The 26,544-nt window shown below is 41.7% G+C and carries 26 protein-coding genes; 13 read left to right on the forward strand and 13 right to left on the reverse strand.

Going from position 1 to position 26,544, the window contains the following annotated elements:
• Window positions 1–4: 4 nt before the first annotated feature.
• Together PGX00_RS15850 and PGX00_RS15855 are read left to right on the forward strand one after the other, a co-directional pair.
• Complete coding sequence (locus PGX00_RS15850) at window positions 5–628, forward strand: patatin-like phospholipase family protein (RefSeq protein ID WP_272138366.1); 624 nt, start codon at window positions 5–7, stop codon at window positions 626–628.
• Complete coding sequence (locus PGX00_RS15855; protein WP_272138368.1) at window positions 625–888, forward strand: hypothetical protein; 264 nt, start codon at window positions 625–627, stop codon at window positions 886–888. The genes PGX00_RS15850 and PGX00_RS15855 overlap by 4 nt, the downstream gene beginning before the upstream one ends.
• Before the next feature lie 167 nt (window positions 889–1,055).
• Here the strand turns inward: PGX00_RS15855 and PGX00_RS15860 are convergent, their stop codons facing one another.
• Together PGX00_RS15860 and PGX00_RS15865 are read right to left on the reverse strand one after the other, a co-directional pair.
• Complete coding sequence (locus PGX00_RS15860) at window positions 1,056–1,967, reverse strand: LysR family transcriptional regulator (RefSeq protein ID WP_272138370.1); 912 nt, start codon at window positions 1,965–1,967, stop codon at window positions 1,056–1,058.
• A gap of 131 nt (window positions 1,968–2,098) precedes the next feature.
• Window positions 2,099–3,088: a zinc-dependent alcohol dehydrogenase family protein gene (locus PGX00_RS15865; protein WP_272138372.1), complete on the reverse strand. Its 990-nt coding sequence runs from the start codon at window positions 3,086–3,088 to the stop codon at window positions 2,099–2,101.
• A gap of 388 nt (window positions 3,089–3,476) precedes the next feature.
• Here PGX00_RS15865 and PGX00_RS15870 point away from each other — a divergent pair, with 388 nt between their 5' ends.
• The 9 genes from PGX00_RS15870 to PGX00_RS15910 all read left to right on the forward strand — a co-directional run bounded on the left by PGX00_RS15870 (window position 3,477) and on the right by PGX00_RS15910 (window position 12,760).
• Window positions 3,477–4,322 carry an enoyl-CoA hydratase/isomerase family protein gene (locus tag PGX00_RS15870; protein WP_272138374.1) on the forward strand — a complete coding sequence of 282 codons (846 nt, stop codon included), beginning with the start codon at window positions 3,477–3,479 and terminating at the stop codon, window positions 4,320–4,322.
• A 117-nt stretch (window positions 4,323–4,439) separates the two neighbouring features.
• A complete protein-coding gene (locus PGX00_RS15875; RefSeq protein ID WP_272138376.1) occupies window positions 4,440–5,252 on the forward strand; it encodes an SDR family NAD(P)-dependent oxidoreductase in 813 nt (270 codons plus the stop codon).
• 159 nt (window positions 5,253–5,411) lie between these two features.
• Window positions 5,412–5,666, forward strand: a complete 255-nt coding sequence (locus tag PGX00_RS15880) for a YdcH family protein (protein WP_272138378.1) — start codon at window positions 5,412–5,414, stop codon at window positions 5,664–5,666.
• A 57-nt stretch (window positions 5,667–5,723) separates the two neighbouring features.
• The gene (locus PGX00_RS15885; RefSeq protein WP_272138380.1) at window positions 5,724–6,920 is read left to right on the forward strand and encodes a patatin-like phospholipase family protein; all 1,197 of its coding nucleotides are present in this window, start codon (window positions 5,724–5,726) and stop codon (window positions 6,918–6,920) included.
• A 340-nt stretch (window positions 6,921–7,260) separates the two neighbouring features.
• Window positions 7,261–7,839, forward strand: coding sequence for a peroxidase-related enzyme (locus PGX00_RS15890; protein ID WP_272138382.1), 579 nt, complete (start codon window positions 7,261–7,263; stop codon window positions 7,837–7,839).
• A 400-nt stretch (window positions 7,840–8,239) separates the two neighbouring features.
• Window positions 8,240–9,115, forward strand: a complete 876-nt coding sequence (locus PGX00_RS15895; RefSeq protein ID WP_272138384.1) for a radical SAM protein — start codon at window positions 8,240–8,242, stop codon at window positions 9,113–9,115.
• Window positions 9,116–9,204: 89 nt separating this feature from the next.
• Entirely contained in the window at window positions 9,205–9,813 is a 609-nt protein-coding gene (locus PGX00_RS15900) for an NAD(P)H-dependent oxidoreductase (protein WP_272138386.1), read from the forward strand.
• A gap of 1 nt (window position 9,814) precedes the next feature.
• The gene (locus tag PGX00_RS15905; protein WP_272138387.1) at window positions 9,815–11,668 is read left to right on the forward strand and encodes a monovalent cation:proton antiporter-2 (CPA2) family protein; all 1,854 of its coding nucleotides are present in this window, start codon (window positions 9,815–9,817) and stop codon (window positions 11,666–11,668) included.
• Window positions 11,669–11,812: 144 nt separating this feature from the next.
• Window positions 11,813–12,760, forward strand: a complete 948-nt coding sequence (locus PGX00_RS15910; RefSeq protein WP_272138388.1) for a LysR family transcriptional regulator — start codon at window positions 11,813–11,815, stop codon at window positions 12,758–12,760.
• A 377-nt stretch (window positions 12,761–13,137) separates the two neighbouring features.
• Here the strand turns inward: PGX00_RS15910 and PGX00_RS15915 are convergent, their stop codons facing one another.
• From PGX00_RS15915 to PGX00_RS15960, 10 genes are all read right to left on the reverse strand, one after another.
• The gene (locus PGX00_RS15915; RefSeq protein ID WP_272138391.1) at window positions 13,138–13,629 is read right to left on the reverse strand and encodes a DUF2798 domain-containing protein; all 492 of its coding nucleotides are present in this window, start codon (window positions 13,627–13,629) and stop codon (window positions 13,138–13,140) included.
• Window positions 13,630–13,967: 338 nt separating this feature from the next.
• A complete protein-coding gene (locus PGX00_RS15920; protein ID WP_272138393.1) occupies window positions 13,968–14,981 on the reverse strand; it encodes a nuclear transport factor 2 family protein in 1,014 nt (337 codons plus the stop codon).
• Between the two features lie 42 nt (window positions 14,982–15,023).
• Window positions 15,024–15,773: a sulfite exporter TauE/SafE family protein gene (locus PGX00_RS15925; protein ID WP_272138395.1), complete on the reverse strand. Its 750-nt coding sequence runs from the start codon at window positions 15,771–15,773 to the stop codon at window positions 15,024–15,026.
• Window positions 15,774–15,868: 95 nt separating this feature from the next.
• Window positions 15,869–16,831, reverse strand: coding sequence for a nuclear transport factor 2 family protein (locus tag PGX00_RS15930; protein ID WP_272140871.1), 963 nt, complete (start codon window positions 16,829–16,831; stop codon window positions 15,869–15,871).
• Window positions 16,832–16,849: 18 nt separating this feature from the next.
• Window positions 16,850–17,818 (reverse strand): ester cyclase, encoded by a 969-nt coding sequence (locus PGX00_RS15935; RefSeq protein WP_272138397.1) that lies wholly within the window; start codon window positions 17,816–17,818, stop codon window positions 16,850–16,852.
• A 49-nt stretch (window positions 17,819–17,867) separates the two neighbouring features.
• Entirely contained in the window at window positions 17,868–18,398 is a 531-nt protein-coding gene (locus tag PGX00_RS15940; protein ID WP_272138399.1) for an ester cyclase, read from the reverse strand.
• Window positions 18,399–18,414: 16 nt separating this feature from the next.
• On the reverse strand, window positions 18,415–19,245 hold the full coding sequence (locus tag PGX00_RS15945; RefSeq protein WP_272138401.1) for a carbohydrate ABC transporter permease: 831 nt from the start codon (window positions 19,243–19,245) through the stop codon (window positions 18,415–18,417).
• Entirely contained in the window at window positions 19,242–20,039 is a 798-nt protein-coding gene (locus PGX00_RS15950) for a carbohydrate ABC transporter permease (RefSeq protein WP_272138403.1), read from the reverse strand. Before PGX00_RS15950 ends, PGX00_RS15945 begins: the two co-directional genes overlap by 4 nt.
• A complete protein-coding gene (locus PGX00_RS15955; protein WP_272138405.1) occupies window positions 19,990–21,390 on the reverse strand; it encodes an ABC transporter substrate-binding protein in 1,401 nt (466 codons plus the stop codon). The genes PGX00_RS15950 and PGX00_RS15955 overlap by 50 nt, the downstream gene beginning before the upstream one ends.
• An 18-nt stretch (window positions 21,391–21,408) precedes the next feature.
• The gene (locus PGX00_RS15960) at window positions 21,409–22,497 is read right to left on the reverse strand and encodes an ABC transporter ATP-binding protein (protein ID WP_272138408.1); all 1,089 of its coding nucleotides are present in this window, start codon (window positions 22,495–22,497) and stop codon (window positions 21,409–21,411) included.
• A gap of 418 nt (window positions 22,498–22,915) precedes the next feature.
• On the opposite strand from PGX00_RS15960, the gene PGX00_RS15965 reads away from it, so the two are divergent.
• Both PGX00_RS15965 and PGX00_RS15970 read left to right on the forward strand, forming a co-directional pair.
• A complete protein-coding gene (locus tag PGX00_RS15965) occupies window positions 22,916–23,902 on the forward strand; it encodes a LacI family DNA-binding transcriptional regulator (protein ID WP_272138411.1) in 987 nt (328 codons plus the stop codon).
• Between the two features lie 815 nt (window positions 23,903–24,717).
• Complete coding sequence (locus PGX00_RS15970) at window positions 24,718–25,941, forward strand: IucA/IucC family protein (RefSeq protein WP_272138412.1); 1,224 nt, start codon at window positions 24,718–24,720, stop codon at window positions 25,939–25,941.
• Window positions 25,942–25,975: 34 nt separating this feature from the next.
• On the opposite strand, the gene PGX00_RS15975 is transcribed toward PGX00_RS15970, so the two are convergent.
• A complete protein-coding gene (locus PGX00_RS15975; protein WP_272138414.1) occupies window positions 25,976–26,533 on the reverse strand; it encodes a DUF1349 domain-containing protein in 558 nt (185 codons plus the stop codon).
• Between the last annotated feature and the right edge of the window lie 11 nt (window positions 26,534–26,544).

A 26,544-nucleotide genomic window follows, 5' to 3' on the forward strand; every position in this document is an offset into this window, starting at 1 on the left:
TGTTATGTTTAAGAATCTGACGCTGGCTCTCGCGATGTACTTACTAATAGGTTGTTCATCACCAAATATCTATCAAGATCTTAATACCATGCCCCTTACGCCTGTAGAAAGGGAGAAATATGAACTGGGAATTGCGTTTGGTGGAGGCGGTATTCGTGGCTTTATACACTTAGGAGTGCTCAAAGCTCTTGAAGAAGAAGGCATCAAGCCAGATGTTGTCAGTGGTACGTCAGCGGGCTCTATCGCAGCAACACTTTACGCTTCAGGAATGAAACTTGAAGAGATAGAGCTAGCCATCGAGAAAGTCCATATGTCTGATATTGCTGACTTTGTGTTTTCTTCTAAGGGCTTAGTGAACGGCAAAAAGTTATCTGCGTGGATAAACTCGTACATAGATTACGATGACTTGTCAGAAATGCCCATTCCAGTAGCAGTGACAGCAACCAACATGACAACTAAGGAAACTGTCATGATTCGTTCTGGAAATCCTGGTCATGCCGTTCAAGCTTCATCCACAATCCCAGGTGCTTTTGTCCCCATAGAAAATAATGGAGATATCCTTGTTGATGGTGGTGTGTTCAGTGTTGTCCCCGTTTACACCGCCAGAAAATTGGGTGCAAAAAAGTGATTGCTATCGATATATACTGTCACAATCAGCCAAAGCCAGAAATATCAGCAAGCAAAATAACCCTTGCAGCATTTCGAATGCAAAGCTGCCGATTATCTCAACAAGAGCTCGACAACGCTGATATTGTAATTACACCAAATTATGAGCCTAGTGGCAGCGCCGCTTTTGATGAAAAAGCGCAAGCGATAGAAGCAGGTTACATTGCAACGAAACAGGCTATGCCACAAATAAAATCGATGCTTTCAAGAACATCAATATAGGGGCTGTTTTCTTAACTAAACGGAGGAAACGCTTTATAGCATTTCCATCCCGTTTTTTCTGTACCAGAATATGAAGTAGACACCGATGTCTTTTATATCTGTGTATATTGAAATACTGCCTCAGGTTCGGTGCACTTACAGGAGCACATATTTCGTCTGATTGAAATTCAATCTTTAGCTTCTAGCCACATATCCCAATATGGGGGTGTGCCATAATATTGCGCGAAGTAATCAATTAACGCTCGAACTTTTGGGGCAACGAGCCTTGAGCTAGGGTAAACTGCCCAGATAGCAGCATCATCAATCAATGTGTAATCTTCAAGAATCCTAACAAGGTCTCCTCGTTCCAGATGCTCGTACGCTATCCAAGTCGCGCACTTAGCAATACCCATGCCATTAGCGCAAGCGTCTCTGACCGCCTCACCATGATCCACTCGGATATTTCCTTTAACCTTGATATTTAGCGGCCCATTAGGTGAGTTAAACGTCCATGTTTCCAACCCAGCCTGGTTTATGCATTTATGATTTCGCAAATCTTCTGGTGTAGTTGGTGTACCGTACTCCGCAATATAGTCCGATGATACACACATTATTCTTTTGTCAGTCGCTAGTTTTCTCGCAATTAGGCTGGAATCTTGAAGCTCAGAATTACGAATAGCAACGTCGAATCCACCCTCAACCAAATCAACAATCGAATCCGTCAGACGTATATCAACAGAAAGACCCGGATACTTTGCCAAAAAACCTTTTAGTGCAGGCATAAGGTGCATACGACCAAACGAAGCAGGCGCAGTAATTCTTAATGTACCTTTAGGCTGAGAGTCTCCAGAGCCGACAGAAGCACGGCCAGCATCGACACACATAAGAATCTCTTCTGCATGAGGTAAAAATGCCATACCTTCTTCCGTTAACGATACTTTACGAGTCGTTCGGTGAACGAGACGAGCTCCTAGGCTTTCTTCAAGCTTGCTAACATGCATACTAGCAACAGGCGGAGAAAGCCCTAACTCCTGTCCTGCTTGACTAATATTATGCGTAGAAGCAAGTCTTACAAACAATTTGAGATATTCAATATTCATCTATTTTACCAATTAACCTAAGGTCTGTTGACCCTGATGTCGAGTTATAGTGTGCAAGAACAACTCACGTTGAGCTTAATCCAAGCAAAAATTCCAGCCAGAACATTCACTATAAGCGCTAGGTCTAAGTATTATTCTACTTCAACAACAACTTTGCCAATAGCCTGGCCACTAGCCAAATAAGCATGAGCGTCTGCAACTTCAGATAGAGTAAAACTCTTTTCATCAACTACCGGGGAGAGCGCTCCTTCTTCAGCAATCTTAGCCAATTCGCTCAGGATATTACCGTGTGCTTCACGCTTAAAGTCATGAATCATTGGGATAAGCATAAACACAACGTGTAGTGATAATCCTTTCATATGAATCATCGTCAAATCTTGCTCAAGAAATGCTAACGTTGTTGCAATTTGACCGTTTAGCTTTGCGGCTTCAATGGAGTTATTGATATTGGCACCACCAACAGAGTCGAAAACAACATCAAAACCTTCACCTTTAGTATACTTTGTAACATAGTCAGTAACTGCTTCAGCTTTGAAATCAATAGCGGTTGCGCCAAGTCTTTCAATTAATTCTACCTGCTCTCCAGTTGCACCCGTTGCATAAACCTCTGCACCAAAGTATTTAGCCAATTGTAGTGCGATGTGACCAACACCACCAGCGCCACCGTGAACCAAAACTTTCTGGCCCTTACTAATACCAGAGCGTTGCAACCCTTCGTAAGCCGTAATACCTACTAGCGGAAGTGCAGCAGCCTCTTTCATTGAAAGATTTTTCGGCTTATGAGCAACAAGCCTAGCGTCTGCTGGAATATATTCAGCAAGTGCACCTGGAAGATCACCCAAGCCACCCGCACAGCCAAAGACTTCATCACCTACAATAAAGTCCGTCACTCCTTCACCGATAGCTTCAATTGTACCCGCGAAATCCATACCCAGAATTGCAGGGGTTTTAGGATGGAATGGTAATGCATCACCCATATCACGAATCATCATATCGATGGTATTAACACTAGTTGCTGCTACGCGTACTAATACTTGTCCTGCTTTTGCTTCCGGCTTAGCCAGTTCAGCTGATTCAAATACCTCAGTACCACCAAATTCACGAATTACCATAGCTTTCATAAGAAATAACCTTTGTTTTGATTGCGTGGGACTAAGTATATGCAGCACAGATCAAATGATAATTCACCATAGTGAAGAATCAGTTTTAACTTTTTTTAATAATCAAAAGAGCATCAATACTTCTTCACTTCATCTAATGAGGGACAAGATTAATTATTAATAAATTTATTATATAAAATGTAATTTTATTCAGATTATTAAATTTTCTTTAATACTCTTTTGGCGATTTGCCCAATTATCAGTGACCCAAAGCCTTGCTAATCTAATTTCGAACTCAAGGGGCAAACACTCTTAACTTTTATCCACCCTTAATATAGGAAATGCAAGTAGCACAACAGCAGATCCATGTATGACGGGTATGAAACAATTTTGAACAAGGAATATAAAGATGGCTTATACAGGCTATACAACATTCAACGCAGAGCAAGAAGGCGCAATCCTTACAGTAACTTTCGACTTCGGACCTGTAAACGTACAAGGTCAGGAGATGCTGGAAGACCTTATGGGCCTTGCAATGCGCTTAGAGCGCGACCGCACTGTAAAAGTAGTTGTGTTTCAATCTGCAAATCCTGAAATCTGGGTTTGTCACTACGACACTAACCTTCTTAAAGATATGTCTACGCAGGCAGTATCTCGCGAAGATGTAAAACTGCTAGACCTTCAGGTTGTACTTGAGCGCATCAGCAAATTACCTCAAGCAACAATCGCGAAACTAGAAGGCTTTGCTCGCGGGGGCGGCCATGAGTTTGCTCTAGCATGTGACATGCGTTTTGCTGCTCGTGGTAAATATAAACTAATGCAGATGGAAGTTGGCATGGGTATCTTACCATGTGGTGGTGGTGCATCTCGTATGGCTCGTCAGGCTGGACTTGGTCGCGCTCTAGAGATAATCCTAAGTGCACGCGATTTCACTGCAGATGAAGCTGAAGCTTACGGCACTATCAACAAAGCACTTGACCCTGAAGAGATCGGCGAATACGTAGATACACTTGCGAAACGTATCGCTCTGTTCCCGGCAGAATCTATCAACGCTTGTAAGCAAGCGGTATACGAATCCATCGACAAGCCAATTGCTGAAGCTCTAAGAGCAGAGGCTTACTGGCTATATCAGGCTACTAGCCAAACTCCTGCGATCAAACGTTTCACTGTAGCTGATGTGAAAGGTATGGAGCACGATATTGAAAACCAACGCAACTGGGAAGATTTAGTTGTTAATGTTCAGGAAATAAACTAACACTAGTTTAACCTTAAACTTTATTCCGGGGAGCCACACTTCCCGGAATATACCCAAGCTATTTCTCCGGAAGCCTAGAGAGATAGTTTAGGTATAGCAATAAACGGAGAAAACAATATGCAAAAAGTTATTCTTGTTACCGGTTCAACTGATGGCATCGGTCTTGAGACGGCAAAAATGCTGGTTTCAAAGGGTCACCATGTGCTCATTCACGGTCGAAATCCTCAAAAACTAGCAAAGGTTGAGAAATTGCTATCTGAACTTCCTGGTAACGGAAAAGTTGAAAGCTACGTATCAGACCTTTCTTATATCGCTGACGTTGAAGCGCTAGCTGTTGCAGTTATGGCTAAGCATCAAAAGCTAGATATCCTGATCAACAATGCTGGTGTCTACAAGGTACCTCAGGTAACAACAAAAGATGGGTTAGATGTGCGTTTTGTTGTAAACACCATTGCCCCGTACCTTCTAACTCAACGCCTATTACACCTATTTGGCAGTTCAGGTCGAATAGTTAACCTATCATCTGCTGCGCAATCACCGGTGAATCTAAGCGCTCTGGCCAGCCCCAATGCAGGTCCATCTGATGGTCCGATTTACGCACAGAGTAAGCTAGCACTTACCATGTGGTCTGTTGATATGGCTACTTCACTAAAAGAGAAAGGACCTGTGATCATTGCAGTTAATCCCGCTTCTTTCCTTGGGAGCAAGTTAGTTAAAGAAGCTTACGGCGTAGCTGGCGGTGACCTAAGTATCGGAGCTGATATTCTTTGTCGTGCTGCGCTTTCTGAGGAGTTTTCTAATGCTTCAGGTAAATACTACGACAATGATTCTAACCAATTTACAGCACCACATCCTGATGCTCTTAACTCAACAAAAAATCAAAAACTTGTTGCTGTTCTAGATAAAATTCTGGCGGAGAAAACGCTATAACAAAAATATACTGGGAATAGACAAGATAAGTTTCGCTGACTAGCTACTAAATACTAATCGTTAAGTATTAATAACTAAGTAATAACGCAACCGACAGTTCCAGTATTTTCAACGAACGCAAGCAAGTATTTCAATTCACCAATAAGAAAGAGACAAACCATGTTAGGCGAAAACCACTCATTAGTTAACGAATTTCCCGAGCTTAAAAAGCTCATAGCTAAACTTGTAGAAAGCAACAGTACGTTTGCTGAAGATACAAAAAAATACGACTCAATAGACAATGAAATCCGTACACTAGAGCTAGAAGATGCACCAATTATTGATGAGTCTATGCATCAATTAAAACACCAGCGTTCAGTTTTAAAAGATTCGTTATATCAGCGTCTTATGAAAAGTAAATCAAGCAATAAATAAGACAAAAGCAGCCTAACTCTAAAAAGATTAGGCTGCTGACGCTACTAGGGTTAACAAATGAAAATAAGATCCGTTTTTGGTTACCTGATTCTGGCTATATTTCTATCGGGATGTAGCTCAAAACCAAAACATACTCCTGTACCTGAATATCTTCAGTCTGATGCACGCGTGTTCAATAACAACAATATTCGATACTGGGGAGACGTTGAGGACGGCATCTTCGAACTATATGCATATCAAAACAACCTACGTTGGCACCCAGGGAAAGAGTACAATTTTCTCGCAATCTCAGGCGGCGGCGGAAATGGTGCGTTCTCAAGCGGAATATTGAATGCATGGAGCGATAGTGAAGAACGCCCCGAATTCGACACGGTAACGGGTATCAGTACTGGAGCAATCGTTGCTGTATTTGCCTATTTAGGTTTGGAATATGATCATGTGTTAACCGATCTTTATACCAAGACTGAAGATAAAGATATCTTTAATGCACATAACATTTTTTCGATCTTAAACAAAAGTTCGCTTCTAGATACCGCACCATTGCAAGATAAAGTCAGAGAGACGTTAACGCCAGAGATATTAAAAAAAGTCGCACAAGAGTACCAAAAAGGTCGCTTGCTATTAGTAGGTTCAACACATTTAGATAGTCAACGATTGTCTATCTGGAACCTGGGCGAAATTGCCATGATAGGAACAGAAGTTTCTGAAAAATTATTTGAAGATATCATATTGGCTTCAGCTGCAATTCCAGGTCTATTTCCACCAGTTCAAGTGGATATAGAAATTAACGGACAAACTTATCAGGAACTCCACGTAGATGGCGGCGTAACCCGTCAGGTATTCTGTTTCAATGATGCTGTAACTTTCGAAGGAGACTGGACCCCCGATACTGGTGAGAGAGAAAATGCCAATGTGTATGTCATTACCAATGGCGAATTTCTTCCGCAATGGTCTACCTCAAAACATAGCCTGTCATATGTAGTTGAGCGGTCCATTTATACACTGATGAAATACCAAGGTCGCAGTGACGTACTTAGGATTTATGAGAAAGCAACAGCAGCCAATATGAATTTTCACTTCGCCTTTGTTGACGAGTCTCTAAACAAAAAGGAGTCTAAAGACAAACTATTCGATTCGGAGTTCATGCAGAGCCTCTACCATTTTGGCTACTCATTAATGCTTTCGGATATGCTATGGCATAACAAACCGCCAGGTTTCAATACCATTACTCCATTTCGAGATCTTAGGTTTTGAGCAAAGCCTTCCGCCATTAATCTTTTTGACGAGCGGCTCAACTCTAAATAAGGTAATGTCAACTTAACTTAATTGGAACGTGGTTTCCCAATAGACCACTTCTTAACTAGCAGTAATAATAAAACCATTATCTTATATGTTATTTTTCACACTACTCAATAAATGAACTAAATAATTTATCATGATATTTTACTTATATTAATAACACTATTAACAATAAGGATTATCAATAAATTTTAAAAACTGATTTAACTTTGAACCTTATTATTATTATTGTGATAGTAATTATAATAAGTGCCTCTGCGCTATTGCAGGTTTTTCAACGTCAAAGGACCAAATAATGAATCAACCAGAAACCAAAATCAGCCGCTTTTCTGTACCAGAATTTAATACTCTTCCTCAAGATATTAAAGACACATTTTTAGCTTTCCAAGAAAAGCTTGGATTTGTTCCTAATGTATTTTTTGCTCTTGCGCATCGCCCAGCAGAATTACGTGCTTTCCTCGCTTACAATGAAGCAACAATGGGCAAAGAAAGTGGGCTTACTGCTGCAGAAAAAGAGATGCTTATTATCGCATTCTCTAACTATAATGGCTGTACATATTGTGTAATGTCTCACGGTGCAGTACTTCGCCTTGAATCTGGCGACAAATACCTTGCAGAAAAAATTGCGGTGAATTACCGCGAAGCCAATATTACTCCTCGCCAAAAAGCCATGATTAACTTTGCGATGCAAATTACTAAGGAGCCTTCAACCATAGGAGCAGAAGATTTTGAAATTCTGCGCTCTCATGGCCTCAACGATGAAGATATTTGGGATATAGGTAGTATAACTGCGTTTTTCAATCTCTCAAATCGTATGATGGACTTACTGGCGGTGCGCCCAGATGACCAGTTTTTTATGATGGGTCGTGATTAAGTAAATAATCACCTGTAAAGTAGGAAGAGTTAAACCCTCCCTCTACTTTACAGGTAATTTATTGGTAAAGAAAACTTGGGTAAAAAATTAAAATAGAGGAAACTGAAGAACTAAACGGTCCAGTTTTTTATGTAAAGACAACACTAAAATAGTGTGTAATTAAAAACAATGTTCTGCATTTTTATATAATTATGATCGAGCATTTCCATACCAATATTATTATTTAACGAAGGTGTTTATCGGCTATCCATTTGGTATACATCGCGCTAATTATTAATAAACAACAAGTTACAATCATTATTAAATATTTTTTAAAACTGATTCGCTATTTCGCTCAATTATCACAGAGCCCTCCTACTGCTAACATCTGTGCAATCATTTATTACATCAGAGATTTATTATGCATTACGAAGGTAAAATTTATCGCCCTTGGATGGAAGCACACAGTTTACTCATTCAAACAACATTGGGCTGTAGTAACAATCAATGTACGTTTTGCACCATGTTCGACGATAAACGCTTTAGTGTAAGAGACATAGAGGATATCTTTCTCGATATCGAAGAAGCAAGACGAGCTAACCCGCACGTAGAGTCAATCTTCCTCATTGATGGCAACGTAATGGCGATGCGTACAGAGAATCTGCTCAAGGTGTTGGATAAGATAAAATTGTTGTTCCCAGAGCTTAAGAATCTTGCTCTCTATTCAGGTTTCAACGACTTTCGCCGTAAGAGTGTCTCTGAATTAAAAGAGATGCGTTCTGCAGGACTAACCACTGCCTATTCTGGTCTTGAATCTGGCGATCCTATCGTGTTACAGCGTATTAAAAAGCGTATGACCAGAGAAAATGCTATTGAAGGCATGGAAATGGCCAGAGAGGCCGATATCAGAGTTTTGGCGTCATTTATTTTTGGTATGGGTGGCAAAGAGCGCTCAACAGACCACATAGTCAATACCACTAGCCTACTAAATATCATGAAGCCTGATGCAATAGCACCAATGGCACTAGCAGTACAACCCGGCTCAGAGCTAGAAAAAGAGATTGCACGCAATGAATTTACATTACCAAGCCCACTACAGATCTTAGAAGAAGAAAAATACCTTCTGGAAAATATGGACGATTTCGATTGTTATTACTGGGGTGATCACGGAAACAATATTTCTTCGATGCGGGGCGCATGGCCTGCTGCACGAGAACCATTTTTGGAAAATATAAATAAGCAGATTGCCTACAATCCTGTGACAGAGAAAAACGTCATTGAAACATTTGCGTGGTAGTTGATTCGCCAAACAATATTTGGCATCCAATAACTCATCACTAGCCGAACTAGGTATTAACTTAAGTTCGCTTTATTTTGGAGACTATGATGAAAAAAATCTTAATCAACTTTGCCCACCCGGCTAAAGGGCGTTCCAAAATCAATGCTGCGCTTAAGGTTGCGGTCGAGAATTTAGAAGGCGTGATCGTCAATGATCTCTACTCAACCTATCCTGATTTTCACATTGATATAGCTCGTGAGCAACAACTATGCGAAGAGCATGACGTGATAATCTTTCAACATCCATTTTACTGGTATCAAGCCCCTGCAATCATAAAAGAGTGGTTAGACCTAGTGCTAGAGCACGGTTGGGCCTACGGTTCGAAAGGTAAAGCACTAGAAGGGAAGATTTTCTTTCAAGCTCTTACCGCTGGTGGGGATACCACTACATACCAGCCTAACGGTGCAAACCTGTTTACTATTGGGGAACTGACTTCTCCATTTAGCGCAACCGCTAATCTCTGCCATATGACTGCCCTTCCACCCTTTGCCGTGATGGGCGTACACCGAGGGTTACCAGAAGAACAATTAAAAGCGTACGCTGAAGAGTACTGCCGTTTAATCATTGCCCTGCGTGATGATAGGTTTGATATTGCGCAAGCTAAAGATGAACCACTGCTCAACCACCGTCTCGATAACCTGATCCTAAGGCCTTAATATGGAATACTTCTTATTACAACTGTTTATTTTCCTAGCGGCCTCTGCTATTGCCGTACCAATCGCAAAAAAGTTGGGGCTGGGATCTGTACTTGGGTACCTAATCGCAGGGATCTTGATTGGTCCATTTGGCCTATCTCTTATCGGCGATGTTGAAGATGTCATGCACCTCACGGAGTTTGGTGTCGTAATGATGCTGTTTCTCGTTGGTCTAGAGTTGAAACCATCCCTACTTTGGCAGATGAAAACTCCGATACTGGGTATGGGTGGAATACAGGTGGCACTGTCGAGTATCGCGATCATTGTCGCGACGTTTATTTTCCTGCCATGGAAGCAAGCGGTGGCGGTTGGTCTCATTTTGTCTCTGTCTTCTACGGCGATTGTGCTTCAAACCTTAAAAGAAAAAGGTTTGATGAATACGGGTTCAGGACGTTCTATTTTTTCCGTACTACTTTTTCAAGATCTTGCCGTTATACCTATGTTGGCTTTTTTGCCGCTGCTAGCGACGGAAACCTCTCACGATGAAGGTCATCATGCATCGGTGTTGATTGATATCGGCTCGCTGCCTGGTTCTCTCCAACTCATCACTACTCTACTCGCTGTTTTTTCTATCTTCCTTTTAGGTAAATACGCCACAAGGCCTATTTTCAGAGCAATTGCGGCAACGCAGGTTAGAGAAATATTTGTCGCAGCAGCGCTTGCATTGGTTGTTGGTATTTCGTTACTAATGACGGTCGTTGGCTTGTCTCCAGCGCTTGGGACTTTTTTAGCAGGCGTAGTACTAGCAGACAGCGAATATCGTCATGAATTAGAAAGTGATATCGAGCCTTTCAAAGGCCTATTGCTTGGTATCTTCTTTATCTCTATCGGGGCAAGCTTGAACTTTACCCTTATAGCTGACGACGCCATATTCATTGCTGGAATTACCGCCGGACTTATCTTTATCAAATGGCTTGTGCTAGTCGTGACAGGTTTAGCTTTCAAAATGCCAAGCAAAGAACGATCGCTATTTGCCGTTGCATTGGCACAGGGAGGTGAGTTTGCCTTCGTGTTATTTCAGTTCTCCAAAACGAATGGCGTCCTGCCTGCAGAAACGATCGAACCATTTATCTCTGCGGTAGCGATATCAATGTTCCTTACCCCTCTTATATTTATGGCTTACGAAAAATCTGTCAAGAGCAGCAGAGATGAAGATAATGCCTGCCAGAATGATGACACAATTGAACATAATGGCCATAAAGTTATTCTTGCTGGATTTGGACGCTTAGGTACTGATCTGGGGCGATTCTTACTGTCCGCAGGTATCAAGCCAGTCATAGTTGATCATAACGCTTCCAACATAGATGTATTAAGGAAATTAGGTTTTGAGGTCTACTATGGTGATATTACGCGCTTGGATCTTCTCGAGGCTGCAGGTGCTGGCGAAGCCGAGCTTCTAATCATAACTATTGGTGATATTGAGAAGTCACGGTCATTAATCGAACTTGCTAAGAAACACTACCCCCACTTAAAAATAATCGTTAACGCCGACGATCGGCAAGCCGCGTTTGAGTTAATGGACTTACATATAGACAACATCCGAAGAGAAACGTTTGGTAGCGCCATCGCTTTAGGGCAAGATGCATTGCAACAACTTGGTACTGACCCATACGAAGCTTATCGTTTGGCTCGTATATTCAATAAAAAAGATGAAGAAATGATGCCAGAATTACACAAACTGCAAAGTGAAAAGGAAAGCTACATTTCTCACTACCAAAAAAGGCACGCGGATCTGGAAACTCTGATGAAGAGAGACCTCAACCATAGCACGGATGAACTGGATAAAGCGTGGACGGCTAAAAATCCAGAATTGTAAACAACATGTGCCAGTCACGACTAGATGGCACATTGAATAACGCTTAAATTTAGACAGTTTTATCAATTGGTTATATTTAAGCCATCATTTCTTCTCATTTGCTCTCCTTATGATATTGCACGGATTTTGTGTTTCGAGGTTTTTATGGATAGAGCCCGCAAGCTCGATTTATTTCTAGAAGTGGTACAAAAAAACTCGTTTGTAAAAGCCGCGAATGCTCAAAATATAGACCCTTCAGTCGTCTCCAAACAAATTATATCGCTAGAACGTGAATTAGGCGTGCGCCTGCTCAATCGCTCTACGCGATCCATTTCAACAACCGATGCGGGTGACAAAATAGCCAAACAGGCTGAGGTTATTCGAAAAACGCTGATTAACACCGTTCGAATAGCAAAGTCATATCATGAAAAGCCCAAAGGGTTACTTCGAATCACCAGTCCTACTCAGTTTGGGAATATGTACCTTCAGAAAGCTGTACATATTTTTATCGACAAATACCCTGACATCGATATCAAACTGGATTTGGAAGACAAACGCTCTGACCTCATTAGGGAGAGATTCGATATTGCTTTTCGAATAGGCCCACCGAGAGACTCAAACTTAATTGCTAGAAAGTTGGCTGACAATAAAATGGCAATACTTGCCTCACAAGACTTTATAAACAAGTATGGGTACCCTAAGACGCCAGATGAGCTAATCAAACTGCCATCAGTTATCTATAACAATGGTGAATACAAACTGAACAGACTCACTATTTCAAGCTCTCCCCATAGCGGCGTCATGCAAACGCACGATCTGCAAGGTCGATTTGAAGTAAATGATGTCAACGCGTGGACCAAAGCAGTAGATATGGGATTAGGCTACCTTCTCAGACCGCTGTTCACGTTAGATAGGAATATCAAAGATCTTGGACTGGTTCCATTGCTGACTAACTATCAATTGCCAAACGATGAATGGGGAATATATGCCGTTTATCCACATAGAAACCCAACCCCTGCTGTTAAATTATTCATAGAAACGGTACGGGAAGTTATTGGAACACCTCCAAAGTGGGAAAGTTATATTGATGGGTATGAGCACATGTATAAGTAACTCTGACCTCTAAAAACAGACTAACGACTCTGATGCAAAGAGGTAAACTAGGCCAGTTCTCAATCTCTAGAGGCATTTAAATATCGGGTATTATCGTAGTGTGTTGTGAAGGTTGGATTGATGCGCACACGATAATTCATGGCAGTACCTGGCTATAACGGTAGTACAACCAGATAGAATATCAAATGGTATCAAGGGCAATCGATGTCTTTTATATCTGTGTATATTGAAATACTGCCTCAGGTTCGGTTAACTTGACAGTACCTAATATTGGCTTTAACGGAGAAGGTAATTTATCCCAATATATTGCCAGACTTTTAAAAAACTTAGCCGTTTTCGCAACCTTTGTCTTTTGTATGATGGTATACAATCTAGAGTTAGCTCTTTAGGAACTTCTCAACTTTCGGCTTAATCGTCAGTGAAATAGAGATCATAAGAACCAGAGCTACAGGGAGCGCTCCCAGTACTCCATCCATCCATGCATTGACAAATTCATGTTGGTTATCCAAACCAACATGGTTATATGCACTAATAAAAGCCATACCTGATTCCATGATCAGAGCCATAGATACACCTACTAGTACATCGCGTACCTTTTCTGTGACTTTTGGTAGTAGTACCTCTGCACCTTTGGTTAACAGCGCCATCATCATAAAACCTAATGGAATCACCGTCACCAGTGCAGTTAAAAAATTCGTCGCCCAATCAATATAGAAAGTGTCCGTGAATCCGAGATTAAGGAATGTCATTGTACCGGTGATCGAGCCACCCATAAGGCTTATCATGCCTAACATAACCAATATCTTTTGGACAAAAGGTGTCTTCTTTTGACCAACAAATGAATCATTCATCACAGCTTGTGCCGTCATCGCGCTCTCCAGTCTTTAACTAGCTTTCAATTAAGTTGATATTGTCAACTATAAACACATTGGTTGACAATGTCAACCAATGTGTTTTGGAGTATTATCTCACCTGACAACAAATTGCTAGATTGCTTGTTTAAACGGCTACACGACGTTAAAAGTCATCAGAAAGTGTAAATACAAGCTCTTGAATTAGATATTGCGCCAATGCACGTTCGAGTGCGTAAAATTATGGACAAAAACCACAATATACTGTGGTTGAAATTGCAAACTTCCTAGATAGGGATAAAGCGCAAGTAACTCCCTTGTTAAAGGGCGTGATCAATCAAGCTACCTCTCTAACTTTAAAGTTCTGGGTTCATGATCTGTTGTGTACGCTCAAACACATCTAAACCTTGCTGTTTTAGCCAATAAGGAAGATCGATAAATACCCAGTTTTCAGATAACTTATCCCCCTTGCGATAATATACATCTACCACCTGCATGTCTGCGCGAATCTCACCACCAGGCAGACCAAGAAAGCCACCTATCGGTGTATTTGACAGATTTGGCCAACCAAAGAAACAAGCAAAGTTACCTTCAGCAAATCGACAAACATGACCATTAAACTTCTTGTCGGTCAGGTTATTGCGGAACGGTAATTGGTGCTGCTGCTGGTAACGAGGAATAGTATAAGACGCACCAATACCACAAGGACCATACCAGATCATGTCTTTCGACCAGCTTTTTTCAAGTACTTCAGGAGGACAACCCATTGCACCGCTATCGTTCAGTGCACTCAGATCATCAACCATCTTGTTCACAAGATCTAATGTCGCAACGCCTTCTTCTTCAGGTGCATCTTCAAACAACAAACCGTTATGATCACGTGGACCAGGATAAACAAAGTGGCGACCTGTTGATGGCGGTAGCGGATAGCAACCAGCCTGTTCCATTACACCAAGAAGATCCATAAACAAACCAGACTTTGTGATTTTACCATTCTCAACACAGGTAAATTCGGCATAACGAATACTCATCATTTTACCTGTCGCACGAATGCCTAACCAACCAGCATCGAAGAGTCCCATAAAGTGACCCATACTCATTACCCATTGTTCACCGCTGATTTCATTAGTACCACCGATGAAAATATCCTGACGACGTTGCAAACGTGTAATAGATTTCATCATTGGTGTCCAAAATACTTCAGCAACAGCATCAGCACCTTGTTGTTCACGGAATGGATAAACGCCACGCCACAGATAGTCTTCGCTGACATATTCCTTTAAGACGGAGGCAACTGATTCCGGTGTTGCGTTTTCCATAGCATCGAAATACCCAAGGACGATACGTTTTATTTCTCTATATTTACTCATAATGCAATCCATTTAAAATCTTTGGCCACAGAACTAAGAGGACTAAAAAGGAAGCTCTTGAATGCCATCCCAGAACAACTTAATTCCCGATATAAATAGAAAGAAATAACACATCTGATATATCATCTTTTGGCTGACTCTGTTTAACATCCATATTCCGAGCATGACACCAATAGGTGCGACAGGAAACAAAACTAGAGCAGTCGAAAGATTAGTTGTGTTCATTTTCCCTAACCAGATATAAGGAATCAGTTTAAAAAAGTTCATCGCCCCAAACAGCACGGCCATAGTGCCAATCATCTGCATTTTTCCTAACTGCTGCGGTAGGAGGTAAATACTTATTGGCCCACCTCCGGCATGAATCGTTGTGCTAGAAAATCCGCTTAACAAACTCCAAAAATAGCCCTGTTTTTTCCCAGGTACAGCTTTAGCTTTACTGAAAAAAACATACTGGAGGCTAAACAGAACAGAAAGGATACCAATCAAAATTTCCAGACCATACTCTGGAGTGACACTAAGAAAGTACCCGGCGATAAAAATACCCACCACAGCAGAAGGCAGCATGACCATTAACTGCTGATAATCACAGTTACGAGCGTGATGATAGATAGCAATAATATCCATAAAAAACAGAAGTGGTAGCAAAATCGCCGCCGCCTCTATTGGTGACGTCGTCAAGGCCATCAAAGGCACTGATATTATGCCCAGAGCACCGCCAAGTCCGCCTTTTCCAATACCATAGATTAGGACAGCGGGAACCGCTGTCAGGTAAAATAATGGGTCTGTAATCATGTCAGTAATTTCGTTTCCGATATGTTTAATAACCAACCGTATTGCCAGAAACTCAGGTTAGGACATTTTATGCGTGGTTTGACTGAGAAAATCAGTCAGCTATTTGTTCTATGCCTTGAATTCAATAAGATCTGTTTCCAAATAGCCACTTCATCAAACAAGACATACTCACGACGAACCCCCCAGGGACCAAATTCAGCGTGTGCCGCCCCCATGATATAAACCTGTGCTCCTGTAGGAGCACCAAAATGCCCATACCCCTCGTGCTTACCTTGAAGCGACCAACGGATTGCAGCCCGGGGAGACATCATTTCATCGTTTCGTCCTATTCGGTTATGAATCTTGAATTCTGCATTAGGAAATGCTGATCTCAACCGCATCCAAAAATCGTCAATTTGTAGATGAGAGCACGCTTGTGTACCACTAGGGTATTCAGCAAGACAAGCTCGATCATATTCTTGGGGAATCACAGAGAACTCAGCATTCATGATTCGTTGTAGAATTGACTGGTACTTTTCTCCCCACTCGTTATCGTTACCGACACCAGTGTAAGGACCCTGAAAATCTTTCTCTGGAGTAAACGGGAACGGACATTGTTCCAAACCACCAGACTCTTCAATAGCCTTAATGGCTTGTTCTTTAGCTGTCATCCCAAGGTGCTTTGCGATAGCCCCATGATCACGAATCAACCATTCATCATCAATTTGGTTATTCAGAGCGTGACAATCGGCAATGATACGGAAAAAGATTTTTTTATTGGTTTCCCGGTGAGTTGCTGTAGAAATAATACGATGTGAGGAATACAGGCCGGACTCATCGTCACCAGACCAGATAACATCCTCACCTAATAATGTCCTATCAGGGAATTCAGCCAATACTTCCATAGTACTGTTTATCACTCCCGTATTACCCTGAGATATCGTTAGAGGTGTACGGACAATAACATCTTTAGCATAGTAGCGATTTAAGGTGTGTAATTGTCTGTCTTCCCAAATTTCTTTAGTGATCCCCAAAATATAATCGGGAAAATCTTTCCACTTTTCATCAAATCCTTTCATCATAACGGACTATCCTTACTACTGTTCAAACTGTTGGTAACGTGCTTTATTAAACTCACGCATCCGTGAAAGTACATCAACACCTAACTGAGCATAGGCATGGAGAATATCTACAAGTACCCAGTTCTCCCTAATCATCCCATTTTCACAACGCCAAAAATCGAGACTTCTTAGGGTTATTTCTTTACTTGAAGGGGCAATCCCTAACCAACCATCGTTGGAAACCGTCATTGCCATACCTGGCCAACCTGTAAATGCCACATAGTTCTGATCAGCAAATAAGTAACCATTATTCTCAATGGTTCTACGATTTGGCATTGCTTTTAAGAAAGGGATTTGATGCCAATTACGGAACCCAGAAATACCTCGACATGTTCCAATACCGGAAGGGCCATACCAACTACACTTTGGATGCCAGTATTTTTCCAGTTCCATCGCTTCTACACCGCCTTCTGCAAAACGCGACAAACCTGTGAGCATCTCTCCAACCAGAGTTAGACTTTGCTCAGCCTGTACTGCATCATATTCTGAAGTAATAATGCCATCGCATGTTGCGGGAGCAGGCGGATTCCATTCTTTACCAAGGCTTGGAGCCATCGGCCAGGCTCTTGCTTGCATCATTAGCTCTGGAATATCCCATAAGCCTTGCATCTCAACGACTTTCCCGCCTTCAATACGATAGAACTCATGAAAACGCATAGATACCTGATGCCCGTTCGGTGGAATATCTAGCCAGCTATTGAGAAACGCCCCGGTATAATAACCAGCACAACCTACCCAGTCGGCATCATTAGAACTTCCGGCCATTGTTATGTAAGTTCGCTTTTCAAGGTCGGGTATCGCATTGTTAAGTGATCTATACACGTCTGACCAAAGCGCTGAAGCACTAGAAAGAGTCTCAAAAGGGTAAGCTAATTGAATTACCGCGTCTGCTGTAAAAGTTTCATATAACTGTGTTTTTACTTTTTCTGACTCAAAGTCATACATAGCAGAATTGAGACGATCAATAACTTCACGGTTTTTTTGTGAATGCTCATCAAAGAACCTTATCGGTATGCATCAAAGGCCCTTGTTCACTATCCATATTTTCCCAGCCATGACCATTAAATGGGTCTACGCCAAGTTGCATCATTATGCTTGGGAAATCTACAGTGACATAGTTATCGACAATTTTACCGTCTTCAACCTTCCAAAAATCCATGTAACGAATAATCACCTTTTTACCCGTAGGTTCAATGCCCATAAACGGCCCCGAGTGTATCGCTTCCTGTCGACCAAATGCTGCACACCATTGCCCTTGAGTTAAGCGGGCTTCGTCAATGCACACCTTGTCTGAAAACGCAGCCTGAAACGGTTTTTGCCAATGCTGCTGAAACTCTTTTAGACCGTTTTTAAACCCGCATCCACCATTACCCATCCAGCGAAAAGACTCTGCAAAAAAGCGGCCCATATTCTCGATATCATGGTCATTCAAACCGTCGACCATGGCGTCGATAACCTGAAGAGTCTCTTCGGTTTTGGATAGGTCATTGTCCTTGGTTAAAATTGCCTGTTCTGGACGTTTCATATTCACTCCTGTCAAATTATCCTTTCACTGCCCCAGCGACCAATCCGGAAACAATGCGTTTCTGGAATATCACAATAAGCACGACTATCGGTAATGTAATTGAGACTGCACCCGCTGCACTCATTGACCAGTATTTGATGTCGTCAGCGCCAAATTGAGAGATCGCAACTGGCATAGTTGACGCATTCGTTGCGGTTAAAGTCAGTGGAATGAGAAATTCGTTATACGCCAGCAGGAAAGTAAATAGACCTGTGGTGATAATGCCTGGCCACATTACGGGTACGATGGCTTTTATAAAAGATTGAAACTGATTGCAACCATCCATCATGGCCGACTCTTCCAGCTCTTTTGGAATATTCATAAAAAATGAACGCATCATCCAAATTGTAAACGGCTGGTTAATTGCAACCAAAATCATAATCAAAACGATATGGGTATCATAAAGACCGACCATACGGGTAAATTCATAATATGGGATCAAAAATACCGTATGTGGAAGCGATCGAAACACTAATGCGATCATCAGCAGCCAAAAACCTAGCTTCCCCGGATACCTCGCCAAGGCATATCCAGCCAGACAACCAATAGAAAGCGAGATAACAACCACGCCAGTTGTGACAATCACTGAGTTCCATAAAAAAGTGCTGAATCCAAACTCCAACCAGAGCGCAGCATAGCTCGCAGCTGTTGGCTCGAAAACCCAAACAGGAGGTGTCGAAAAAGCATCTACAGGATCCTTTATGGACGTCATAATGGTCCAGAAGAACGGGAATGTGCAGTAAACCAACCATACCAATAACGCGGTATAAACAAAGATAGTTTTATCTTTAAACAGACGTGACATCATTGGCGAATCCCCTTTTGCTCTTTATAGGTCATATATAAAAACGGAATCAGGAAAACAAAGATTCCTACCATAGTGAGTACAGATACAGCACTTCCCTTAGCCACTGCGTCCTGAACGATACCGATACGGTAGTTGTAATACATCAGTGTTTCTGTGTTGTTCAGCCCGCCAGTCATAATGGCGACCGCATCAAACAAACGATAAGCGTCCATTATGCAAATCATGGAAACAAACAGAATTAAAGGCTGTATTGCCGGTATCACCACATGCTTTATCTGATCAAGACTTTGTGCGCCATCTAATACCGATGACTCAATGGTGTCCTGTGGTATCGCCTGCAAACCAGCAAAGAAAACGATCGCGGCAAAAGGGGTTACCTGCCATATGCCATAGAAAATTATCAACATTCTTGATTCCAGCGTCCCGCTGAACCAGTACACTTCAATCCCTAATAGGTTCAAGAGGTAGGTAAAATATCCAAAATCCTGGAACAACCAAGAGAAAATCAGAGTACCTACCACCGGGGTAACCACAAATGGAAGCAATGTCGCCGCCATAAAGAATCCGCGGATTTTTCCTTGTAAACGTCCTAAAGCTAAAGCAATTAGGAAACCAAATACCAGAACACTCAATGTAACTGTAATGGTATAAATGAACGTAAATTCAAACGCCTGCCAGAACTCCGGATCAGACAAAATATCAACATAGTTTTCCAACCCTACCCAGCGAAGGTTCCCTTTAAAATTAAAGCGATACAACGATAAGTAAAGTGTCATGATCAGTGGCGCTGTCATCAACAGCACCATCGATATGATTGAAGGACCGGAAAACGCAAGAAAGTTGCGTAACTTCATCATCAGTCTTACTCCAAAAGCCCTTCGCTTTCGCTTCTTTATAATATGCTTTCGCCGCATCATTCAAAACGAGCTTGATATCTTTGTTACCTTTCAAAGCCTCCGGTAACTTACTGCCTATCTCGTTGTGCGCCAAAGTATAATAAGGCTGAGTTGGGAAGGCTTTGGCACCTTTTGCCACCATGTCACGCATTGCTTCGAGGTAACGGTACTTTTCACCTTCCACTGAACTAGCCGAGTTACGTGTTAAAAATGCCAAATGACTCGCGCCTGCCATAGAGTCTTTCTTCAACATTTCCATCAGTACTTTAAAGATAAGTTCGCGATCTTCTTCGACACGTTTTGGAATAACATACCCGTCCCAGAAAATACTGGTGGATGGAATTGTTGTCATGTTGTTGGCTACCGGAGCCGAGGAATATTGAACCTTTCCCACAACCTTTGAAACTTCAGCATTATCCATTTCAGCTGCACGGGTCGCCCATACGTTACCCATAATTGCTTTCTCTTGCTGGAAATTAACCATCACAAGATCGTTTGACATAGAGAGCGCATTTGGAGACATATAAGGAAGAAGTGACTTAAGTATTTCAGCTGCCTTCACACCTTTTTCACTGTTAAATAAAGGCTTACCATCTTTATCGAAATACTCACCACCGAGAGAGAGATAGATATTGGTAAATTCTGTCGCCAGATTCCACCCCTTACCCATGGCTTGAGATATTGGGTATTTGATGCCAGCCTCCTGTAGCTTAGCCGCAACCTCTACTACATTGTCGTAAGTCTCGGGTACTTTAAGCCCATATTGCTGCAAAACATCCTCACGGTAAAAGAACTGCTGCATGTTCATCTGTAAAGGAACAGCATAAATCTCACCGTCAACAGTAGCCAAATCCCAGACTTCTGGTGAAATATCCGCTAACTCATACTCATCCCAATACTTCTTCACCAAATCGGTGATTGGTTGGAGTTGTTCTTTTGCCTGAAATTCGTGAAAGCTACTTGCAGATACTTGAATGAGGTCATAAGGTGAATTACCTCTACGACTTGATAAAACAATACGCGCCTGTTCCTGTACCGAGCTTCCACTCACCAACTTATTGTTTACCTGTAGTGAATCTGACTCACAACTTTCCATTTTGTCGGAAAAATATTTTAGTACCGGATAGCTGTTTGAAAGCAAAGAGAGCTCCCCTTTAGCGTCAACACCCGATAGGTCACAACTAGCAGCTGAACTGCCAGCGAAAACCAGAGAAGTAAAAAGTGCTAATTTAGTCAATCCCATTTTCATAATTTAGTCCCTTAAATTTTATGCCGTGAGTTCGGTCAGTTGTGAATTGTGTTCAAAATCAATTCGCTGCTCGGTTTTTGTATTAAATAAAAAAATGTGGTCGTGATCGAATTTGTATCCAATAGGGTCGCCTATTTCTGCCTCGAAATTTTTGTCAGTTCGTGCAACCACCAAGTTTCCCTCTACACCAAGTGTTACCAGTGTTGACTCCCCTGTCATTTCAATTGAATAGATCTCACCAGTAAGACTCGCGTCGGCTAAAGGCACAACTTGAATATCTTCCGGGCGAATACCCAAGGTCACCATGCTATTAGAAACATTCGCAAGACCGGATACTTTGCAGTTTTTACTGGTAAACACTCCCCGTTTCGCGGAGCCCTCTATAAAATTCATTGAAGGAGACCCTATAAAACTGGCCACAAACAAATTACGTGGGTTGTTATAAATGTTTTTTGGAGTATCAAGTTGTTGAATCTTCCCCTGATAAAGAACGGCAACTCTGTCTGCTAAAGTCATAGCTTCTATCTGGTCATGAGTAACGTAAACTGTAGTTCGTTGAAACTCGTGATGTAGGTTCTTAAGCAAAGCTCGCATAGAAACACGCAATTTAGCATCGAGGTTCGACAGTGGCTCATCCATCAGAAAGAGCCTCGGTTCACGAACGATAGCTCGAGCTAATGCGACCCTTTGCCGTTGACCACCTGAAAGCTGAGAAGGCTTACGCTCTAATAGCTGATCCAATTCAACACGTTTAGCCGCTTTGATTACTCGTGCATGGAGTTCTTCTTTCTCCACTTTTTTCATCAGTAAAGGGAAAGCGATGTTTCCGTAAACCGTTTTTTGTGGGTACAAACCGTAATTCTGAAAAACCATGGCGATATCACGATCGCGAGGATGGACATCGTTGACCAATTCACCATCGATAACTACGTCACCTTCAGTAGGCTCATCTAACCCAGCGATCATTCTCATGGTTGTTGTTTTGCCACAACCAGAAGGTCCAAGTAGTACCAGAAATTCCTTATCTTTAATTTCAAGGTTAAGGTCTTCAATTACCTTAGTGCTATCCCAGGTTTTATCAATCTTGCTTAATGATATGGACGCCATACGTGCTCCCTTAGCATCTTTAAAATCCTTTCTCTCACCATTCATTAAAATATGAATTCGTAGTCAAAACTACAGTGAGGCCTCGTTACGTTACCTAAAGCAAGTTGCGTACCAACTAAAAATAACTTTATTTAAATACAGATAGATACATACATATCAACAAGTTATAAATGGTTTTTGTAGACAATGAATATTACGAATGAAATATATTGAATACGTATTCATTTGTCGCACCAGAGAAAGGCAGACATGAACTAAAATGATGCGAAATAAACCAGCTTAGGGTTCTCTTTCCTATATAACCCCAAACTCCAGTAGTATTTGTCTAACTGGTATTACTCTTGCTTAAAAAAGTAATGAAACAAAAGAACTCACTTCTGCTACAGTTAAGCGGATAATAAAAATGAACGGAAACCGAATGAGACCAAGAAAAGTCACGTCTACAGACATCGCCCGAATTTTAGGCGTATCGCAGTCAACGGTATCAAGAGCCTTTAATCCAAATGCCAGTATTTCAAGTAAGAAACGAGAGATGGTACTAGAGGGAGCCCGAAAACTAGGTTATACCCCAAACGCAATTGCACGAAGCTTAACGTCTAAACGCTCTGGTCTGATAGCAATCGTCACTGATAGCGAAACAAACCCGATCTATGATGAGATAACCCGTAAGCTTTCCTATGCTGTTCAAGAAAAAGGTGGACAGCCAGTACTCTGTCTTGCTGATAACCACAATATGGAACGAGCGGTCAATAAAGCTATTGAGTACCAGGTCGACGGTCTCATCATCGCTACCAGCCATCTAAGTGGAAAACTACTGGAAAAATGCCTTGATTATGGGATCCAACTTACATTTATCAATCAATATCTTAATGAAGTGAAAGGCAATTGTTTTTGTACCGATAACCTTCTTGTCGGAGAGCAGATAGCAGACTATCTAAAAGCCACTGGCTATCAACACATGGCCTACCTTGCCGGTGATAAAGGTAGCATGGTAAATGAAGAACGTTGGGTAGGCTTCAGGGATAGATTGCTCAAGCACGGAGCAAACCCTCCACTATATGTTCAGGGGACATTCTCATTTCAATCAGGGTTAAATGCAGCTAACACTATAATGAACCAGTTTAAGGATATAGACGCGATCTTTTGTGCAAACGATATTATCGCTGTAGGGCTGCTAGAAGGGTTAAAGGGTTACCCGGAATACAAATCAGTGGCTGTCATTGGTGTTGATGATATTTCTATGGCCTCATGGCCCTCTTTCCAGTTAACTTCGTACCGACAGCCATTAGAAATAATGATAAATGACGCTATAGATGAAATCCTCGAAAGAATAGAAACAAGCGAGGAAGCAACCGGACAAACACACCGTTACGCGGGCGAATTGATTGTTAGGAATACCGCGTAAGCTTTTAGTTTGGTATTGTACAGTAATGTATTCAGGGTACAGTCAACTTATCTAAATAGAGTCGTAATTTCCCAGTAGATTCTCTCTTAACCAGTGGTCGTATTACCCCATATTGCAAAAGTTTCCGTTCTTCGGTTTTTATAAAACTCTGCACTACACAGGTAATGCTGTTCGGTTAAGGTCATTTATACCTGTAATCCCGACGAAAACCGACGTCATCCCCATGAAAATGGGGATCTAGTACAGCCAAGATTCCCGTTTTCACGGGAATGACGAAGTATTTAGCACTAACCGAACGGCATTAGCACTACACAGGTGCCTTTGCAAGTTTAAGGCATTATATTCTTAAGAGAAAATACTGAGAAAACGTACTTATCCACCAAATCACAAAAAGCGGCTTCTTTGAAGTCGTGTTCTACTATGTCATGAACTTATCAGGGCTTTAAAGTAGATATTTGTCACGGCCCACTAAAAATGGTGGGCCTATTTTTATATAACCATACTGTCGTGACTTATTGAATTTGACCTCATAGTTAGAGTTATAGGTATAAAGAAAAAATAGGTCAAATAATCAACCTTCAAGTGTTATAGAAAAGTGCCTTGAATTGAAATGGGGGCAGATCAGAAGAACTATTTCCCACCAGTTGGACAGGCTTTCCCACCTATAGAACAATGGAAATAATCATCGACATCAAGGTCAATAACTTATAAATTAATCGTACCAAGTCCTTGAAATTTATTGCCTTGGTCCTGTCAACAGATAGTGACCTAGGTGTTTGATTGAGTTTTTTTCCGCAGTTCAGGCTTAGACCAATATGTTAATACCCCACTTATATTACCTTGAGAGATATCGCAATAAAGGTACTCGAACCTACAGCACACATGCTTCATTTACGGAAGCTTCTGATTGCTATCGACCGGATTCTGATAGAGAGCAGTTTGAACTTCCGGTACTGACTCTGCCGAAAGAGAAAGTGAACATCTACCTCGCCAACCCACCACAAGCGCTTGCAAATAAATTTGTTGGTTCTTCAGAGGTGAATTTCTGTGTTCATCCGCAAGTATTGGAAACTCTAGGCGAAGAGACTTCCCCATTGCGAGCTGAAGAGTTACCACAACAAAATGGTAAAACATCGGTTGTTCCAAGTTCATCCACACGAACGCTGTTTGTTTTGGATGATGAGATACCACATGCTGTAAAAGTCCACTTCCCTTTTAAGGTATCCCGATACACACGTAAAATGCGTGACGAAGTGATAGAGCAAGCGATCAATGTCTCTTTGGAGCTAGAAAATGGTATTGATAGAATGGAAGACGATTTCGCCTATTTGCGCGAAGTCATCGGTATCAGCTATAAACAAGAACAAACGTTAGACCAACGGGCTGAAAACTGGGGCTACGTGGTACGAGATATGCAGCCTTTCCCATGTGTTGCAGAAGATCGCAAACTAATACCGGGATTTGCGCTATACGGAGAGGACTTTTACGAACCCGATACTCCACCCATTCTTTACGGATTGCTCGCCAATCAAAACCCTCTCGATTTTGTACTGCACAATATAATGCTACCCATCGTTCGGCACTGGGTCGATTGTTTCCGTTACTTTGGCTATATCATTGAGCCTCACGGACAGAACGTTCTAATAGAGCTAGATAAATCAAACACCATCACCCGTATTGTTCATCGCGACTTAAGTGTTGGCATTGATATGAGAAGAAGAAGAGATATTGGCCTGTCTAGTGACAAACTCAACCAATATAACCGAATGGATAACAGTGCATTTCATAGCATCGCTTATGATCGCTTTATGGGAAATCACTTCTTCACTCGTCTCGTTGAGTGCTGTATCGCCAAGTTTCCCCACCTAGCGAAAGAAGACTTCACAATCCCATGTCAGAGAGAGTTTGCTCGACGACTACCAGAATACCGAGATTACTTTCCAAAGAACATCTGGTATTTCAGTGAGGAAAGGGATCCATTTAATAAACCACTCTACGAAGATACAGGTGCCGCACCAGAATGGCGACCGTGTGACTAGAAAAGAGTGAGCAAGTTCATCAGGTAAGAGTTACTCATTGGTTCAAATCAGTTAGTTCAAACTCGCTAAATTTAGCGAAATTAGGCATAGTGATTCTGCCGCTAAAGGTGTAAAGCATAACGCCTTGCTCATGCCCTGATAGTACGGCAGTGCTTATAATAGGCTGCCATGTGTCGTTATCTTGCGTTCGATAATAAGCTCGAACTTTAGTGTCGCTTCTTTCCAGCTTAACCGATACTGTCGACTCATCAAATCGTAAGCGATGTTTAATATCAGGCTGACCATTTTGCTCTACAACAAACACCAGTGAGCGCTCAGCCATAAACATCTCTTTACTGATTTTAATGTAGTTATCATTGTTCCAATAAATTCCCAGCCCTGCCTGCTCGAAACTGAGATTCGGATCTAGGCTAATCGTCACTTGTGCGCTGTAATCTGGTTTGCTTACCGGATAAATAAAGAGATTATCCACATCCGCGGCTCCCGCGCCAAAGATGTTGCCTTCTTGAACCTGCATCGTAAGGACTCCATTTTTTAACGACCAGTGGTTCGGGTTTTCGTTTTGAATATTCCAGTTGTCTAGATTGTTCATTAGTCTGTTCC

This window comes from Vibrio algarum (assembly GCF_028204155.1).
GTDB classification, from domain to species: domain Bacteria; phylum Pseudomonadota; class Gammaproteobacteria; order Enterobacterales; family Vibrionaceae; genus Vibrio; species Vibrio algarum.